Source organism: Roseospira visakhapatnamensis (genome assembly GCF_014197915.1).
Classification (GTDB): Bacteria; Pseudomonadota; Alphaproteobacteria; order Rhodospirillales; family Rhodospirillaceae; genus Rhodospira; species Rhodospira visakhapatnamensis.
This window is the reverse complement of record NZ_JACIGK010000011.1, coordinates 43,406-59,887: the sequence shown is the minus strand read 5'-3', so window position 1 is coordinate 59,887 and position 16,482 is coordinate 43,406. Positions and strand designations below refer to the sequence as shown.

Below are 16,482 nucleotides of genomic sequence, written 5' to 3'. Positions count from 1 at the left end.
AAGATGGTTCGCTCATCCGAAAGAACGATTTTGGGGCGCGATCGAACCAGACAAAAAAGAGAGCCAACAGCCCGGAACGTTCAAGTTCAAGACGGAACCAAATCAATGCGCATGGGTGCCTTGAGGCCCTTGGCAGGGCAGCGTTCGGCCAGTGAAACGAATCGCGAGGGAGAGGGCCGCCGCGCCCACCGAGGAGGCTCGACAGAGGTCGCGTGGCCCGCGTCGTCGGGGCGGTCCTCGACCCGGCACGACGCCGCCGCCTTCGCCGGCACGCGGGAGCCCAGCTTGGTTGAGGTCCTGAACGACCCGATCGTGCTGTCCATGATGCGTCGCGATGGCGTGCCCATGGACTCGTTGCAGGGGCTGTTGCGCAAGATCGGGCGGGGCCTGTCCTGAATCCTGATCCCGTCCGCCGGCCTCCGATCCCTGTCGTGACCGTTTGCGGATGACGGCTGATGGCTGTCGTGGGCGCCCGGTCGGACGGTGATGCGCCGGGCTCGTCCGTCCGCCGGGACCCGGAACGCCCCCTCTCCACGAACACCCCTGGCGCCGATCGCTCGACATCGGACCCACAGGCTTGATCCGATACCCAGCGTGAGTCGGCTCGCTAAGGCACTGATTCAGGCGAAAGATGCAGTCCGCATTCTTTTGTCTGAATCGAGAGCAGAGTCACGCCCCGAAAAGGGATCGAGCAGCGAGTCCACGTCGCCGCGATCCGCCCTGGCGGCCCCCCCTTCACGCGAGCAGGGTTCGGTGCGCCTGCAATTTTGAGGCATTACTGGACTTGGCTCCGGCGTGCCGGAGCGGTATCGTGGCCCATGGTTGGCGACGTGTGTCGATCGGTCGTGCCCTGTGTCAGGCCCCCGATCCAGCTGCCTCGGGTCCCTACCGGGCGCGGACAGGGGGCGGGTGACCGGCGGTGGGGCGTTGGCCGACCGTCCGGGCCTATGGGGAGCCGGGTCGCGGGTCCGCGCGCTGGGCTCAGGTCCTTGACCCGAACGACAGGTCCAGAACGCCAGAACGACAGATCCGAACGGTGGGGCACGACCAAACCCCGAGTGTCGGGATCCGGTGGTGTAACGGGGGGAGCGGGACGGGCGGACCCTTTGCGACTTGGAGCGGCCTGCCGCAACGGTCCGTTGTGTGCCGCTGAAGGGGAGGAGGTCTGATGTCTTGCCGCCCGTGAAGATCGACGAGGACGACGAGGATCTGCTGTTCGCCGACGACGGCGACCCGTCCGTCGATCCCGATCCAGCCGGTCGTGATGCGTCGGCCTTGGGGGGCGATGCGACACCCTGGCGTGTTCTGGTGGTGGACGACGATCCCGAGGTCCATGTCATCACCCGCACCGTTCTGCGCTCGGTGACCTTCCGTGGCCGGCCGCTGTGCATGATCGACGCCACGTCGGCCGCCGAGGCCGCCGATATCCTGCGCCGCGATCCGGATGTGGCGCTGATCCTGCTCGACGTGGTGATGGAGACGGAGGACGCCGGGCTGCGTCTGGTGCGTCAGGTGCGCGAGGACCTGGGCAACGCCGCCGTGCGCATCATCCTGCGCACCGGGCAGCCCGGCCAGGCGCCGGAACGCGAGGTGATCACCGATTACGACATCAACGATTACAAGGCGAAGGCGGATCTGACGGCGCAACAGCTGTTCACCGCCACGATTGCCGCGTTGCGGGCCTACGCCGACATCCGCGCCCTGGAACAGAGCCGCGAGGCGTTGCGGCGGGCCAACCAGACCCTGGAGGAGCGGGTGGCCGCGCGCACGCGCGATCTGGAGCGGCTCAACCGCGCCCAGTCGGACTATCTGGCCACCGTGAGCCATGAGATTCGCACGCCGCTCAACGGCATCCTGGGCATGGCGCAGCTTCTGCTGGCGGATGACCTGCCCCCGGCGCAGCACGATCAGACCGAGACCATCCACTTTTCCGCCGAAGCCCTGCTGTCCATCATCAACAACATCCTGGACTTCTCGAAGCTGGAAGCCGGGCGCATGGAGCTGGAGGTGCTGGACTTCGAGCCCCGTCGCCTGGTGCGCGGCATCATTACCCTGATGCGGTCACGGGCCACGGAGAAAGCCCTGGTGGTCGATGCCCGGATCGCCGACTCGGTGCCGCCGGCCCTGCGCGGCGATCCGGGCCGGTTGCGCCAGGTGGTGCTCAACCTCCTGTCCAACGCCATCAAGTTCACCGAGGACGGGTCCGTGACCCTGTCTCTGGACGTGACCGAGGACACAGGGCAGGCGGTGCGCCTGCGCTGCGCCGTCATCGACACCGGCATCGGCATCTCGGAGGAGGCCAGCGCCCATCTGTTCGAGGACTACAGCCAGGCGGACCGCACCATCGCCCGACGTTTCGGCGGGTCCGGCCTGGGGCTGGCGATCTGCCGGCGCATCGTTGATCTGATGGGGGGCCGCATCGGCGTGGACAGTCACCCGGGCCAAGGCTCGACGTTCTGGTTCGAGGTCACGCTCCCGCGCGGCGCCGCGCCGCCGCGGACGATCGCGACGGCCCCCCTCGGCCCCCCCGGGGACGGCCGCCGCCAGCTCTCGTTGCGGGTCCTGGTCGCCGAGGACAATCCGATCAATCAGAAGGTCACCACCCTCATGTTGCAACGGCTCGGGCACCGGCCGACGGTGGTTGCCACCGGCAACGAGGCGGTGGCCCGTGCCGTGGACGGCGCGTTCGACGTGATCCTGACCGACCTGCGCATGCCGGTCATGGGGGGCCTGGAGGCGGCGCGCCGCATCCGTGCCCTGTCCGGAGCGGCCGGGCGCGTGCCGATCATCGCGCTCAGCGCCAGCCAGTTGGCGGGCGATGAAGGGCAGTGCCTTGATGCGGGCATGGACGGCTTCGTCTCCAAGCCCGTGCGCCTGGAGGCGCTGTTCTCGGCCCTGGCCCCGTACGCCGAGGGCGTGGCGGCGCCGACGGATCCCGCCCTGGCGAAACGAGACGGGCCGGAGACGGCACCCGGTGCCGCCGCCCACGCCGATGACCAGGACACCGACGCCCTGGTGCTGGACCTGGACATCCTGGGCTGCCTGACCGATGCCCTGGGCCGGGCCGGCGTCGGGGACATGTTGCAGGCGTTCCGGCGAGACGCCGGGCGCTGTCTCGTCACCGTCGACTCGGCGCTGGTCCACGGTGACCTGGAGACAGTCGGTGGCGAGGCCCACGACCTGAAGTCGACGGCCGGCAACTTCGGCCTGCGGGCCCTCGCCAGGACGGCCGCCGCCCTGGAGGTCGCCGCGCGCGGGGGGCACCTGGACGAGGCCCGTCGGTTGGCCGCCGGACTGCCGGCCCGCTTTCACGCCGCGCTGGCGGCCCTGGGGCCGGGCGGGCACGGCATCATGGCGGCGGACGACGGCGAGTCGGACGCCGGCGGTGGTCCGGATGCCGGGCGTAAGGCCGCAGAGTCCGGGGCGCCGGCGGCTGGTGGCCACGGGTGACCCTTGACGACGCCCAGCCAGGACACGGAACCGGGACACGGGGCCGAGGCGCTGGGACCTCGGCGTGGTCAGGTGTCATGACCGCATGCATGACCGCCGGTCTCATACCAACGGTCATTGAGAATGACCGTTGCAGTCCGTGGCCGGCCCACTCCCCCACCCGGCCACCCCAAGTATACTGCTGTGGGTGGCCGGGTGGGGGAGTGGGCCGGTGCCGCTCGGCGGATGAGTCACACTCATCCGCCGTTGGTCTCATATATGGCGTAATCGGGATGTGGCTGCTCTTCCGCTTGGCACGGGATCGAGTCAAACTCACCCCGGGTACAAGGCCGTGAAGGGGGGTGAACCGCCCCTGGTTTGGCGGAGGCTCCATGGGCCTGGCCGCCCTGGCCACCGCAGGCCGCCACCGGACACCGCCTGATCGCCCACCCTCAGCCCCACCGTCAGACCACCAAGCCACGCCGCCCCGGACCAATGTCCGATGTGCCAAATCCCTGCCGATTTGTGCCAAATCGACCGCCGCGCTACACGGTGGGGCACGGTTTGCAAAACAATGCGGACCAAACCGCAAAACGGCCTCAAAGGCAGCCCCTGGAACGCAACACAAAACCCCCTGAAAACGGTTTGTTTTCAGGGGGTTGGAAATGGTGCCCAGGGACAGATTCGAACTGCCGACACGGGGATTTTCAGTCCCCTGCTCTACCAACTGAGCTACCTGGGCATTCAAAAAAGTCATCCAACGGACACAGCGCTCATGCCCGCCCCACCGTGGGAGGCGTTGTTTACGGGAAAACGGCGGGGCTGTCAAAGGGGTTTCACGCGCCTGTCACGGGGCCTCCGCCTCGGGGGCACGGTCGCGGTCCCGGCGCGCGATCAGGCGCGCCCAGACCAGCCGCGCCAGCACCACCGCCCCCAGCAGGCCGGCGGCGACGGGGACCGCCTGGGCCAGGCTGCCGGCGCGCAGAACCTGGCCCAGGCCCTCGCCGAACAGGCTGGCGGCGGCGATCACCGGCGCCATGCCGATCAGCGTGCCCCACAGGTAGGGCCGCCAGCGGATGCCGGTGGCGCCACAGGCGACGCTGACCAGGCCATACACCAGGGCCGGCAGCACCCGGGCGATGACCACCGTCTTGAACCCATGGTCCTGCAGGGCGTCCAGCACGCGCGCGGCCCGTGGCCAGCGTCGGGCCAGGTGGTGCGCCGGCCGGCGCCCCAGCGCCCGCCCCAGGGCGAAGCCCGCGACCGCGCTGGCGAGGGCTCCGGCCAGGGAACAGAGAAAGCCCGGTCCCGGCCCCAGCACCAGCGCCACGGCGGTGACCAGCAACAGGATGGGCGCCAGAAGCAGACTGCCCAGGGCCACGGCCACGACGGCCAGCGCCGGCGCCAGCGGCGTCTGGCGGGCGGTCTCCACCCACGCCGTCAGGGTTTCCGGAGTCAGCGCCGCGTCCACGGGCACGACGCGCCACACCCCCACCAGGGCCACCAGGGCCACCCCGGCGGCGACGGCCGGCCCCAGGGACCGCGACCGGCTCGGCACGGCGGCGGCCACCGGCCGCGCGTCACCGCGTGCCGAATGGGACAGGTCGGTTCCCAGATCCTCGACGGACACCGGCCGTTCGAAGTCGCCGGGCACCGGGTTGGGCAGCATGGAGAGCAGGTCATCGGGCGCGTCGCCGCCGGTCACCGGAGACAGGGCGCGCTCCGGATGGCCGTCATACCGGTCCAGGACGGCACACAGGGATCCGGTTTCGCGCAGTGTCTCGCGCACCGGTTCGGGGCCGACCCCCAGGTGTTCGCCCAGCATCTCGCATAGCACGGTGTCGGTCAGGTGCCGGACGGTCTCGGGATCACCCTGGATCTGGCCGTCACCGGGCCATCCCTCGGTGGCCTCGATGTGCCAGTCCAGCTCCGTATCCAGCCCCATGGAGCGGTTGTTGAGGTTGGCTGATCCATGACACAGGGCCCGGTCGTCAACGATCAGGAGCTTGGTATGGACCTTGATCGGCGCGGAGTCCCGCGCGCCCAGCGTCGGGCTCAGCACCCGCAGGCGGCCATGCCGGTCGGCGGCGCGCAGGTGGGACAGCAGGCGTTCGCGCCCCACCCCCATGGTGGCGGTCTCCAGCCAGCCGGCCGACACACAGGAGATGACGGCCACCACCTCGGGGCCGTCCGGCTCCCGCAGGCGATCAGCCAGCGCCTCGGCCACCATGCGGCCGGTCAGGTACTGGTCCTCCAGGTAGATCCAGCGACGGGCGGCGGCGATGTTGGCGTGGATCAGGGTCGCGATCTCGTCGATGCCGGGCGCGTCGTCGATGGGGGGCGCGGTGCGGGCCAGGGCCACGGGCATGGCCTCGGCCCGGGCCACGGCCAGCCGGTCGGCCTCGCTCTCCGGCCAGGGCGACGGCAGGTCGCCCGGCGGCGCCGGCTGCGGCGGCTCCTCCGTGACCCGGGCCCAGCGCTCCCGCACCATGGCGCCCAGGGTGGTCGCCACGGGTCCCTCCATCATCACCTGCATGTCATGGAAGGGGGGGTAGGGCTCGCCGCTGCCGGGCAAGCGTCGGCGCGGGTCGTTCGCTTCGTGGGCGCGGGTATCCCAGCGGGCCGGCGCCAGGTCCAGGCCCCCGAAGAACACCAGGCGGTCGTCGATGACGACGATCTTTTCGTGGTGCGCGCCCTCCACCGGACCCGACCCGTCCAGGCGCAGCCGCATGCGCGGGTGGGGGTTCCACGTCTCGCGCCACTCGGGCAGCAGTTCCCGCTTGCTGGCGTAGAGCATGGGAAAGTCCCACAACAGCACCGACACGGTCAGGTCCGGTCGCGCCTCGGTCAGGGCGCGCAACAGGGGGGCCAGGACCGTGGGCCACCCGTCGTCCGGGGGATCGGCCTGGGGGTCGAGCAACGGCACGGTGCCGGAGATGTCCCAGGCGACGATCAGGACCTGCCGCCGGGCGTTGATCAGGGCGGCCCGCAGGGTCTCGAAATAGGCGGCGGCATCGATCAGCAGCGCCAGGCGGTCGGCGCGGTCGATCCGCCAGCACGTTTCGCCGGGGTGGGCGATCACGCCCGGCGCGGCGGGGGGTGTGTCCGCGCGCGCGCTCTCGCCCTCGTCTGCGTTGGTGCCGTTATCCATGGGTGTCACCGATGCGCCGAGGCATGGGGGTCATCCCCGCGACGGCACCAGGAGGGTGGCCTCGCCATCGGTCACAAGCTTGCCGTTGACGGTGGCGGTGGTGCGGAACACGGCGAACTTCTTGTCCGCGATCAGGTCGGTGATCTCGGCCTTGACCCGCACCGTGTCGCCGATGCGCACCGGGGCCTTGAAGCGCAGTGCCTGGCTGACGTAGATGCAGCCCGGACCCGGGAACTTGGTTCCGAACAGCGCCGATATCAGGGCGCCGGTCAGCATGCCGTGGGCGATGCGTCCCTTGAACAAGGTGCCGGCGGCGTACTCCTCGTCCATATGGGCGGGGTTGGTGTCGCCGGACACACCGGCGAACATCAGGATGTCCGCCTCGGTGATGGTCTTGCCCAGGGTGGCGGACCGGCCGACCGCCAGATCCTCGAAATAGGTATGGACGATGTCTTCCATGGCGGTATCCACGGGGCGGGCCCTCCTTGCCGTGCCGGGGTGCGCGGGCGCGATCGCGCCGGGGTCACAGTAGGCCCTGTGGTGGCCCCGGCGCAACAGCCGGCGGCGGACCGGTTACGGCGGCGGACCATTCTCCGGCCGGACGCGCAAGAGGTCGGTCAGTTTCACGCGCAGGTGGTCGGGCTGCACCGGCTTTTGCAGCACCGGCAGCCGGCCCCGGTTGACGTCGTGCAGGCGGTGCGTGAGCGCGCCGCCGCTCAGGATCAGGGCCGGGACGGGCGTGTGAAAATGGCTGCGGACCAGGGCCACGGCCTCCACACCGGTGCGCTGGTGGGGCAGGTGAAAGTCCACCAGCATGGCGTCGGGGCAGGTCAGGGTGTCGGTGAGCAGCGCCTCCGTCAGTTCCGCCAGGTTGGCGAAGGGCGAGACCCGGAATCCCCATCCCTCCAGCAGCAGGGTGAGGCTCTCGCGCACCGTCGCCGCGTCGTCCAGGATCACCAGGTGGGGTTTGGCACGCGGTATCGCGTCGCCCTCGGCCGCCACGCCGGGGGGGGCCGCGCCGTCGCCGGCCGTCGCCGGGCGGGTTCCGTCGCCGGCGGTCGCGCGGGGCACGCGCACCGAGAACCGCGAACCGCGCCCCGGGGCCGAGGCCACGGTCACGGTCACCCCCAGCAGGTGGGCCACGCGGCTGACGATGCCCAGGCCCAGGCCCAGGCCGCCCCCGGGGTTGCTGGCGCGTTCCGCCGAGACCCGGTGGAAGTCCTGGAAGATCAGCGCCAACTGGTCGGCGGCGATGCCGTGTCCGGTGTCGATGACGTCCAGCCGCAGGTGACGGCCCTGGCGCCGGCCGCCCACGAGGATGCGTCCGCCGGGGTCCGTGTACTTGATGGCGTTGCCGATCAGGTTGCGCAGGATGATTTCCAGCAGGTGCGGGTCGGTCTGCAGGGTCGCGGTGGGCATCACCAGGCGCAGGTCGAGGTGCCGCTGGCGGGCCACCGGCGCCAGTTCCTCGGCCAGCCGCCGCAGCAGCGCGGCGGCGTCCGTGGCGCGCGGCTCGGGCAGGATGGTCCCGGCCTCCAGCCGCGAGACGTCCAGCAGGGTATTGAGCAGGTCGGCCAGCGCCCCCACCGATCGCTCGATCTTGGTGAGGATGTCCCGGGTCGAGGGCTCCTGGATGCGGCCGGCGAGCACCGAGACGAACAGGTTGAGCGCCTGCAACGGCTGGCGCAGGTCGTGGCTGGCGGCGGCCAGGAAGCGGGTCTTGGTCAGAAGCGCCTGTTCGGCGGTGTCCACGGCCTCGCGCATGCGCCGTTCGGCCTCGACCTGGCGCGTGATGTCCTGCACATGGGCGATGACGTGACGGGGGCGCCCCTTGCCGTCCCGGGTCAGGGCCAGGGCCATGTGTGCGTGCACCACGCCCCCCCCCTTGCGCACGTAGCGCTTCTCGGCCGAGAACACCCGCGCCTCGCCGCTGAGCAGCCGCCGCATGGCCTCCAGGTCGACACCGTGGTCCTCGGGGTGGGTCACCGCTGGCATATCCAGGGCGAGCAGCTCCGGTTCCCGGCGGGCGAGGATGGTGCACAGGGCCGGATTGACCTCCCGGAAGCGGCTGTTCAGGTCGAGGATGGCCATGCCGTGGGCGGCGGCGTCGAAGGTCTCGCGGAACCGGCTTTCGCTGGCGCGCAGCGCCTCTTCCATGCGGCGCTTGGGCGTGATGTCCAGGATCTGGGAGACGATCTCGCGCGGTGTGCCGTCGTCGTCGCGCATCAGGGCGCCGGTGACCCGGGCCCAGACGATGGTGCCGTCGGGGCGCAGGAAGCGCTTTTCCCGGTCGAGGGGGGTCTCGTCGCCGCTCAGGGCGCCATCCAGCCAGCCGAGATCGGCCGCCCAGTCGTCGGGATGGGTGGCGGACAGGGTCGAATGCCCCACCAGCGCCTCCGCCGGCCGGTCGAGGATGAGCGTCAGCGCCCGGTTGACGCGCCGCCAGCGGCCCTCGGTGTCGAGCAACGCCATGCCGTGGGGCGCCTGGTCGAAGGCGTTGCGGAAGCGGGCCTCCAGGCGCCGCTCGCTGGGGGGCGTGGGGGGGACCGGCGGCACGAAGGCGGCGTCCGATCCGGTCGGCGCGGCGGCCAGGGTCAGCGCGTCGTCCTCGTAGACCACCACCCGCGGAGGGGGCGGAGGCGCCCCGGCCTGGGTATCGCCGGACGGCGGCATCATCAGGGCCATGATGCAGCGCACCAGCCGCACACCGGCGTTCGAGTCGGGCACCCGCTCCACGGTGCTGACGCGCCCGCCGCCCTCGGCCGCCCCGGCGTCCAGCAGGGCGGCCAGGCGTGCCTGTCGCGCCCGCGCCAGGGCCGGCGGCAACAGGGCGAAGTAGTCGCGGCCCGGCAATGTGTCCGGCGCCGGCGTGCCCAGGCGCCGGGCCGCCGCCGGGTTCGCCGCCAGGATCACGCCGCCGTGGTCCAGGACCACCACGGCCTGGGGAGACAGGGCCAGGACGGATCCGGCCGAAAGGGAGTCGTCCATGCGCCGCGCATCCCGCGTCTTGGCGGTCCGGTTCCCCCGACCCGGCCGGACCGACGCGGGCCGCCCCGGCGCGGAGCGGTTGACCTGGGCCGCGTCGTGCCTATTCTGAAGGACAGACCATACACCCGTGCAGGCCGCGTGGGAGAGTCCGGTCCTCGCCTTGAGACGATCACAGGGTGGGAGATCGGCGCCGAAGGAGCAACCGCCCCCGGAAACTCTCAGGCACCCAGGACCGCGTGGCTTTCGGGACTCTGGAAAGCGGGCAATCGCCGGCCATGGCCGGCGCGCGCCTCACCGAAGATGTAAGCCGTCGTCTGAAGGACTGTCCGCCGGTCCTTCCGCCCACCTCGGGGATCGGTGATCCGCTTCCGCCGGGTGCTTGCGTGGACGGTCAATCTTTCAGGTTCCAAGACAGAGGGGGGCAGGGGATCGCCGGTGCGATCGCCCGTGCTTCCGTTCCGTCCGGCCTTGGCCGGACCCTGCTGGAAAGGAACCGACTCCATGGCGGATGCGGATATGGATCCCACCCCGGAGACCCCGCTCACCACCCCGCTGGACGCGCTGCATCGGGCGCTTGGTGCGCGCATGGTGCCGTTCGCCGGCTATGCCATGCCCGTGCAGTACCCCGCCGGGGTGCTGGCCGAGCACACCCACACCCGCGCCCGGGCCAGCCTGTTCGACGTCTCCCACATGGGTCAGGTCCGCCTGAGCGGATCCGATCCGGCGGGCGCGCTGGAGCGCCTGGTGTGCGGCGCCATGGTGGGGCTGAACCCGGGGCGCCAGCGGTACACGCTGCTCACCAACGACGACGGCGGCATCCTCGACGATCTGATGGTCGCCAACACCGGGGACGGCCTGTTCCTGGTGGTGAACGCCGCGCGCAAGGCCGCCGACATCGCCCATCTGCGCGCCGGTCTGCCCGATGTCGCCATCACCGTCCTGGAGGACCGGGCGCTGCTGGCCCTTCAGGGGCCGGCGGCGGCGGCGGCGCTGGCGCGGGGCGCGCCGGCGGTGTCCGCGATGCGGTTCATGGATGCCCGCGCCGTGTCACTGCTGGACATCCCGTGTTTCGTGACCCGTTCGGGCTATACCGGCGAGGACGGCTTCGAGATCAGCGTGCCCGCCGCCGAGGCAGAGCGGCTGGCGCGCTGGCTGCTCGACCAGCCGGAGGTGGCGCCGGCCGGCCTGGGGGCGCGCGACTCGCTGCGTCTGGAGGCGGGCCTGTGCCTGTACGGGTCGGACATCAACACCACCACCACGCCCGTGGAAGCGGACCTTGCCTGGACCATCGGCAAGGCCCGGCGCGAGGGCGGCGGCTTCCCGGGCGCCGAGGTCATCCTGGCGCAGCTTCGCGACGGGGCCTCGCGCCGCCGTGTGGGCCTGCGGCCCGAGGGACGCGCGCCGGCGCGCGCCCACACCGAGATCCGCGACGCCGGCGGTGCCGTGGTCGGCGAGGTCACCAGCGGCGGCTTCGGCCCCACGGTGGGCGGGCCGGTGGCCATGGGCTATGTGCCGACGGCCCTGGCCGCGCCGGACACGCCGCTGACCCTGACGGTGCGGGGGAAGGCCCTGCCGGCCCGGGTCGCGGCCTTGCCGTTCACGCCGCCCCGCCAGCATCGGGGCTGACGGTCGGGCAACCTCGCCGGGCCGACGGCGAGACGGGATATCATCACGGGATATCATCACGGGATATCGTCACGGGACATCATCACAGGGGGATCACGGATTATGACGACGCTTTACTTTACCGAGGACCACGAGTGGATCGCCGTCGACGGCGACGTCGGCACGGTGGGCATCACCGACCATGCCCAGGCGCAACTGGGCGACGTGGTGTTCGTCGAGGTGCCCGAGGCCGGCCGCGACCTCAACCGGGGCGACGAGGCGGCGGTGGTCGAATCGGTCAAGGCCGCCAGCGAGGTGTATGCGCCGGTCAGTGGTACGGTGACCGAGGGCAACGCGGCCCTGGCCGAGACCCCGGCGATGGTGAACACCGATCCCCTGGGCGAGGGCTGGTTCTTCCGCCTGACCCTGGCCGATCCCTCCGAACTGGACGGGCTCATGGACCAGGCCGCCTACGACGCCCATGTGGCCGGTCTGGACTGAGGCGCCCGCCCCGATCCGTGCGGCCCGCGCCGTGATGCCGGTGGTTTTCGCCGTCAACGAGGGCGCGTCCGTTCGCGTCGCCGCCCCTCCGGAGGACCTTGCCCGATGCGTTATCTGCCCCTGACCGACGGCGACCGACGGGCCATGCTGGCCCGCATCGGCGCGGCCTCGGTGGATGATCTGTTCCGCGACGTGCCGGACGAGGCCCTGGCCGCCGCGCGCTTCGACGACCTGCCCGACCACGCGACCGAGATGGCGGTCGAACGCCAGTTGTCCGCCCTGGCCGCGCGCAACCGGGCGGCGGGGGCGGGGCCTTGCTTCCTGGGCGCCGGGGCCTATCGCCATCATGTGCCGGCGGCGGTGGATCACCTGATCCAGCGGGGCGAGTTCCTGACCGCCTACACGCCGTACCAGCCCGAGGTCAGTCAGGGAACCTTGCAATACCTTTACGAGTTCCAGACCCAGGTGGCGCTGATCACCGGCATGGAGGTGGCCAACGCCTCCATGTACGATGCCGCCACGGGCGTCGCGGAGGCGGCGGCCATGGCCTGCCGCATCACCCGGCGCAAGCACGTCCTGCTGTCGGGCGGGCTGCATCCGCACTACGGCGACGTGACCGGGACCTTCCTGCGCTACACCGACGTCGCCGTGGAGCGGCTGGCGCCCGATCCCCTGGGGGTCGAGGACCGGATGGGGCGGGTCACCGGCGAGACCGCCTGCGTGATCGTCCAGAACCCGGACGTGTTCGGGCGCCTAGCCGACCTGTCGGCGCTGGCGCGGGACTGCCATGCCCAGGGGGCGCTGCTGGTGGTGGCGGTGGCCGAGCCGGTGTCCCTGGGGCTGGTGACGCCGCCGGGGGCGATGGGCGCCGACATCGTGGTGGCCGAGGGCCACGCCATCGGCAGTCCGCTCACCTTCGGCGGTCCGGGCGTGGGCCTGTTCGCCACCCGCCAGAAGTTCCTGCGCCACATGCCCGGGCGGCTGTCCGGGGAGACGGTGGACGAGGACGGCCGGCGCGGCTGGGTGCTGACCCTGTCCACCCGCGAGCAGCACATCCGCCGCGAGAAGGCCACCTCCAACATCTGCACCAACAGCGGCTTGATCGCCCTGGCCTGGACCATCCACATGACGCTGCTGGGCGAGGCCGGGTTCACGCGGCTGGCGCGCCTGAACCACCAGGCGGCCGTGGCCCTGGTGGAGCGGCTGGAGCGGGTGCCGGGCCTGACCGTGGTCACGCCCACCTTCTTCAACGAGGTGCTGGTGCGCCTGCCCGGGCGCGACGCCGCCGCCGTGGTCGAGACCCTGGCGGCGCGCGGTGTCCTGGCCGGGGTGCCGCTGGCGCGGTTCTGGCCCACCTGGCCGGAACTGGCCGATGGCCTGCTGATCTGCGCCACCGAGACCAATACCGACGCGGACATGGACGCCCTGGTGGCGGCCCTGACGGAGGCGCTGCAATGACCGGACCCACCCCGTCCACCGTCTCCGGCAACCTCGGTCTGCGTCTGGAGGAACCCTTGATCTTCGAGCAGGGCGACCCCGCCAAGACCGGCGTGGACCTGCCGGAGCCCGGCGACCGGCCGGACCGCCTGGGCGGGCTGGCGCGCTCGGGGCCGATCGGCCTGCCGGGCCTGAGCGAGCCCGAGGTGGTGCGCCACTACACCCGGCTGTCGCAAAAGAACTATGCCATCGATTCCGGGTTCTATCCCCTCGGCTCCTGCACCATGAAGCACAACCCGCGCCTGAACGAGCGCATGGCGCGGCTGCCCGGGTTCGCCGACCTGCATCCGTTCCAGCCTCAGGGGACCGTGCAAGGCGCCTTGGCGGTGATGGGGGCGCTGTCCGACTGGCTGCTGGGTCTGACCGGCATGCGGGCCGTTGCCCTGTCGCCGGCCGCCGGGGCGCATGGCGAGTTGTGCGGCATGCAGGCCATCCGCGCCGCCCTGGACGCGCGCGGCGAGGGCGATCGGCGGGTGGTGCTGGTGCCCGAGTCCGCCCACGGCACCAACCCGGCCACCGCCGCGCTGTGCGGCTTCAAGGTGCGCGGCGTCCCCGGCGACGCGCGCGGGCGGGTGGACCTGGACGCCTTCCTGGCGGCGCTGGACGACGGCGTCGCCGCCGTCATGATCACCAACCCCAACACCTGCGGGCTGTTCGAGACCGAGATCATCGCCTTGTCCCAGGCGGTGCATGATGCCGGCGCGTTCGTCTACATGGACGGCGCCAACTTCAACGCCATCGTCGGCCGGGTCCGCGTCGCGGACCTGGGCGCCGATGCCATGCACATCAACATCCACAAGACCTTCTCCACGCCGCATGGCGGCGGCGGCCCGGGCGCAGGCCCGACGGTGCTCAGCGCGGCGCTCGCGCCCTTCGCGCCCCTTCCGCATGTGGTGGCCGAGGGCGAGGGTGAGGGCGACGACGGCGGGTGGCGCCTGGTCGAGCACGCCGAGGGCGACATGCGGCCGTTCGGTCGCATGAAGGGCTTCCACGGCCAGTTCGGCGTGCTCGTGCGCGCCCTGTCCTACATGATGAGCATGGGCAAGGACGGCTTGCGCCAGGCCTCGGGCGACGCGGTGCTCAATGCCAACTACCTGCTGGCCAGCCTGGGCGACGGGCTGACCCCGTCGTTCGAGGGGCCGTGCATGCACGAGGCCCTGTTCGATGATCGGTTCCTCAAGGGCACCGGCGTCTCCACCCTGGATTTCGCCAAGGCCCTGATCGACGAGGGCTTCCACCCCATGACCATGTACTTCCCGCTGGTGGTGCACGGCGCCATGCTGATGGAGCCCACCGAGACGGAGAGCAAGGCCAGCCTGGACGCCTTCTGCGAGACCGTGCTGGCGCTGGCCGAGAAGGCGCGGGCCGGGGAGACCGCCGTGTTCACGGAGGCGCCGCGCCACACGCCCCGCCGTCGCCTGGACGAGACGCGCGCGGCGCGCCAGCCCGTGTTGCGCTGGGCGCCCCCCGCGTCGGCCAGGGCGGCGGAGTAGGGAGGGGTGCGGCGCCTGCACCTCTGACGCGGGAGAGCGGTCAGGCAACTTTTTGGATGGATACGGCCGAACCAAAACTAGGTTCGGTCGTATGCATCAACTGTCATGTATAAATCCGTTGCCGACTCTATCTCAGGCCACTAGTGTGCCAAGCGCTCATCGTATGGAGGGAGCCGGCATATGGCCGTGGACGTTAAATACCATGACGAGGGTGGCTTTCTTGAAGTCATTCTTTCCGGTTTATTTTCCTTGGATGAGGTCGTCGACGCGCTGGGCGTCATCGTCAATAGCAATGAATGGCCACCGAACGTGAACGTCATTTGGGACGGGCGCGCGGTCGATCTTGAACACACGGATCGGCGTGTCTTCGAGGATTTGGCGGATTTTCGAAGCAATATTGATTTGTTACGCCGCGATTCCCGGTCGGCCGTGGTCGTGTCCGCGCAGTCGAAAGACGTTTCGGCGCACCTGGCGAAGTTGTTCTCTGAACGATACATGGTCGGCGACATCCGGGTGTTCCTGGACTGGGAGGAGGCGGTCCGGTGGATTCTTCGCGCGGGTGGACCGGAGGCGCCGGATACCGTACCCGCTGGAGACGCTGTCGAACCCGGCGACCGTTGTCGGCCGCCCCGGCGATGATCGTGGCGTCACGCCGGCACGACGTGGTGCCGGCAGAACGTGTTGAAGACAGCGGGCATCTTGAAAACAGGGACCTCCGCCCTGGCGCGGCCTAAAGTTGAGGATGCCGTCTGATCTGTCGGCATGCCGCCGGTCGGCCCACGGACCGCCGTTCCACCAGCCGGGGGGTCGTCTTGATCACCGGGGGCAGGTCGGCGACACCGTCCAGGTGATCGATCAGGGTGGTGGCCGCGACGGTGCCCAGCCCGCGCGTATCCTGTCGGATGGTGGTCAGCGGCGGCGTCATGTAGGCCGCCAGCTCGATATCGTCGTAGCCCATCACCGACACGTCGCCGGGGACGCTCAAGCCGACCTCGTTGGCGGCGCACAGGGCCCCCATGGCCGACATGTCGTTGAAACAGAAGACGGCGTCCGGCCAGGCGGACCGGGGCTGGGCGAGCAGGGCGCCCATGGCGCGGCGGCCGCTGGCCACGGTCAGGTCGCCGGGCATCACCAACGCGGGATCGATGGTCAGCGCGGCCGTGGTCAGCGCGGCGGTGAAGCCGGCCATGCGGCAGGCCGCGCGGGGATGTCCCGCCGGTCCGGTGACGCAGGCGATGCGCCGGAAGCCGCGCTCGGTCAGGAACCTCCCGGCCATCAGGCCGCCGGCATGGCTGTCGTCGGCGACGGTGGCGATGCCCGGCGTGGCCTCCGCGTCCAGCGCCAGGGTGGGCACGCCGGCGGTGGCGAAGGCGGCCGGTGCCTTGGGGTTCATGTTTCGGGTCATGACCACCAGGGCGTCGATGCGCTTCATGCGCAGGGTCGCCAGGCAATCGTGCTGCCTCAGGGGGTCGTCCGCGGAGTTGCACAGCATCAGGCTATAGCCACGGTCGGAGCAGGCGGACTCAACCCCCTGAATGACCTCGGCGAAGAAGGGGTTGGTGGAGTTGGTGACCATCATGCCGATGGTCAGGGTGCGGTTCGCCTTCAGGGCACGGGCCACGCCGCTCGGCGCATAGGCCAGGCGGGTCACGGCGTCGTGGACGCGGGCGGCGGTCTCGGGGGCCACGGTCCGGGTCCCGTTGATGACGTGGCTGACCGTGGTGACCGAAACGTCGGCGGCGCGGGCGACGTCCTTGATGGTGGCCATAAGAGAACCCAGGAAGCGAAAGCATGGGGCGAGCGGGCGACGCCATCCAG

At 70.8% G+C, this 16,482-nt stretch carries 10 protein-coding genes, 1 tRNA gene and 1 riboswitch; of the genes, 6 read left to right on the top strand and 5 right to left on the bottom strand.

Features of this window, described 5'->3' with window-relative positions:
• Positions 1-1,182: 1,182 nt before the first annotated feature.
• Positions 1,183-3,450, top strand: coding sequence for an ATP-binding protein (locus GGD89_RS08810; RefSeq protein ID WP_343058573.1), 2,268 nt, complete (start codon positions 1,183-1,185; stop codon positions 3,448-3,450).
• Positions 3,451-4,095: 645 nt separating this feature from the next.
• On the opposite strand, the gene GGD89_RS08805 is transcribed toward GGD89_RS08810, so the two are convergent.
• The 4 genes from GGD89_RS08805 to GGD89_RS08790 all read right to left on the bottom strand — a co-directional run bounded on the left by GGD89_RS08805 (position 4,096) and on the right by GGD89_RS08790 (position 9,568).
• Positions 4,096-4,171: transfer RNA gene (locus tag GGD89_RS08805), tRNA-Phe, on the bottom strand.
• A gap of 105 nt (positions 4,172-4,276) precedes the next feature.
• On the bottom strand, positions 4,277-6,580 hold the full coding sequence (locus tag GGD89_RS08800) for a VTT domain-containing protein (RefSeq protein ID WP_184044236.1): 2,304 nt from the start codon (positions 6,578-6,580) through the stop codon (positions 4,277-4,279).
• Between the two features lie 30 nt (positions 6,581-6,610).
• Positions 6,611-7,039 (bottom strand): MaoC family dehydratase, encoded by a 429-nt coding sequence (locus GGD89_RS08795; protein WP_184044382.1) that lies wholly within the window; start codon positions 7,037-7,039, stop codon positions 6,611-6,613.
• Between the two features lie 114 nt (positions 7,040-7,153).
• A complete protein-coding gene (locus GGD89_RS08790; RefSeq protein WP_184044234.1) occupies positions 7,154-9,568 on the bottom strand; it encodes a PAS domain S-box protein in 2,415 nt (804 codons plus the stop codon).
• 129 nt (positions 9,569-9,697) lie between these two features.
• Positions 9,698-9,813, top strand: a riboswitch (glycine riboswitch).
• Positions 9,814-10,069: 256 nt separating this feature from the next.
• Between GGD89_RS08790 and gcvT the strand changes: the two genes are divergently transcribed.
• From gcvT to GGD89_RS08765, 5 genes are all read left to right on the top strand, one after another.
• Positions 10,070-11,194: a glycine cleavage system aminomethyltransferase GcvT gene (gene gcvT, locus GGD89_RS08785; protein WP_184044232.1), complete on the top strand. Its 1,125-nt coding sequence runs from the start codon at positions 10,070-10,072 to the stop codon at positions 11,192-11,194.
• A 102-nt stretch (positions 11,195-11,296) separates the two neighbouring features.
• Positions 11,297-11,674, top strand: a complete 378-nt coding sequence (gene gcvH / locus GGD89_RS08780; protein ID WP_184044230.1) for a glycine cleavage system protein GcvH — start codon at positions 11,297-11,299, stop codon at positions 11,672-11,674.
• A gap of 105 nt (positions 11,675-11,779) precedes the next feature.
• On the top strand, positions 11,780-13,132 hold the full coding sequence (gcvPA, locus tag GGD89_RS08775; protein WP_184044228.1) for an aminomethyl-transferring glycine dehydrogenase subunit GcvPA: 1,353 nt from the start codon (positions 11,780-11,782) through the stop codon (positions 13,130-13,132).
• Positions 13,129-14,664 (top strand): aminomethyl-transferring glycine dehydrogenase subunit GcvPB, encoded by a 1,536-nt coding sequence (gene gcvPB, locus GGD89_RS08770; RefSeq protein ID WP_184044225.1) that lies wholly within the window; start codon positions 13,129-13,131, stop codon positions 14,662-14,664. Before gcvPA ends, gcvPB begins: the two co-directional genes overlap by 4 nt.
• Before the next feature lie 180 nt (positions 14,665-14,844).
• The gene (locus tag GGD89_RS08765; RefSeq protein ID WP_184044223.1) at positions 14,845-15,303 is read left to right on the top strand and encodes a hypothetical protein; all 459 of its coding nucleotides are present in this window, start codon (positions 14,845-14,847) and stop codon (positions 15,301-15,303) included.
• A gap of 91 nt (positions 15,304-15,394) precedes the next feature.
• Here GGD89_RS08765 and GGD89_RS08760 read toward each other — a convergent pair whose 3' ends face one another.
• Positions 15,395-16,432: a LacI family DNA-binding transcriptional regulator gene (locus GGD89_RS08760; protein ID WP_184044221.1), complete on the bottom strand. Its 1,038-nt coding sequence runs from the start codon at positions 16,430-16,432 to the stop codon at positions 15,395-15,397.
• Positions 16,433-16,482 lie beyond the last annotated feature (50 nt).

Excerpts from the sequence above, each read along its gene's own strand:
- GGD89_RS08800 (WP_184044236.1), bottom strand. The coding sequence starts at position 6,580 with ATGGATAACGGCACCAACGCAGACGAGGGCGAGAGCGCGCGCGCGGAC.
- GGD89_RS08795 (WP_184044382.1), bottom strand. The coding sequence starts at position 7,039 with ATGGAAGACATCGTCCATACCTATTTCGAGGATCTGGCGGTCGGCCGG.
- GGD89_RS08790 (WP_184044234.1), bottom strand. The coding sequence starts at position 9,568 with ATGGACGACTCCCTTTCGGCCGGATCCGTCCTGGCCCTGTCTCCCCAG.
- gcvT (WP_184044232.1), top strand. The coding sequence starts at position 10,070 with ATGGCGGATGCGGATATGGATCCCACCCCGGAGACCCCGCTCACCACC.
- gcvH (WP_184044230.1), top strand. The coding sequence starts at position 11,297 with ATGACGACGCTTTACTTTACCGAGGACCACGAGTGGATCGCCGTCGAC.
- gcvPA (WP_184044228.1), top strand. The coding sequence starts at position 11,780 with ATGCGTTATCTGCCCCTGACCGACGGCGACCGACGGGCCATGCTGGCC.
- gcvPB (WP_184044225.1), top strand. The coding sequence starts at position 13,129 with ATGACCGGACCCACCCCGTCCACCGTCTCCGGCAACCTCGGTCTGCGT.
- GGD89_RS08765 (WP_184044223.1), top strand. The coding sequence starts at position 14,845 with ATGGCCGTGGACGTTAAATACCATGACGAGGGTGGCTTTCTTGAAGTC.
- GGD89_RS08760 (WP_184044221.1), bottom strand. The coding sequence starts at position 16,432 with ATGGCCACCATCAAGGACGTCGCCCGCGCCGCCGACGTTTCGGTCACC.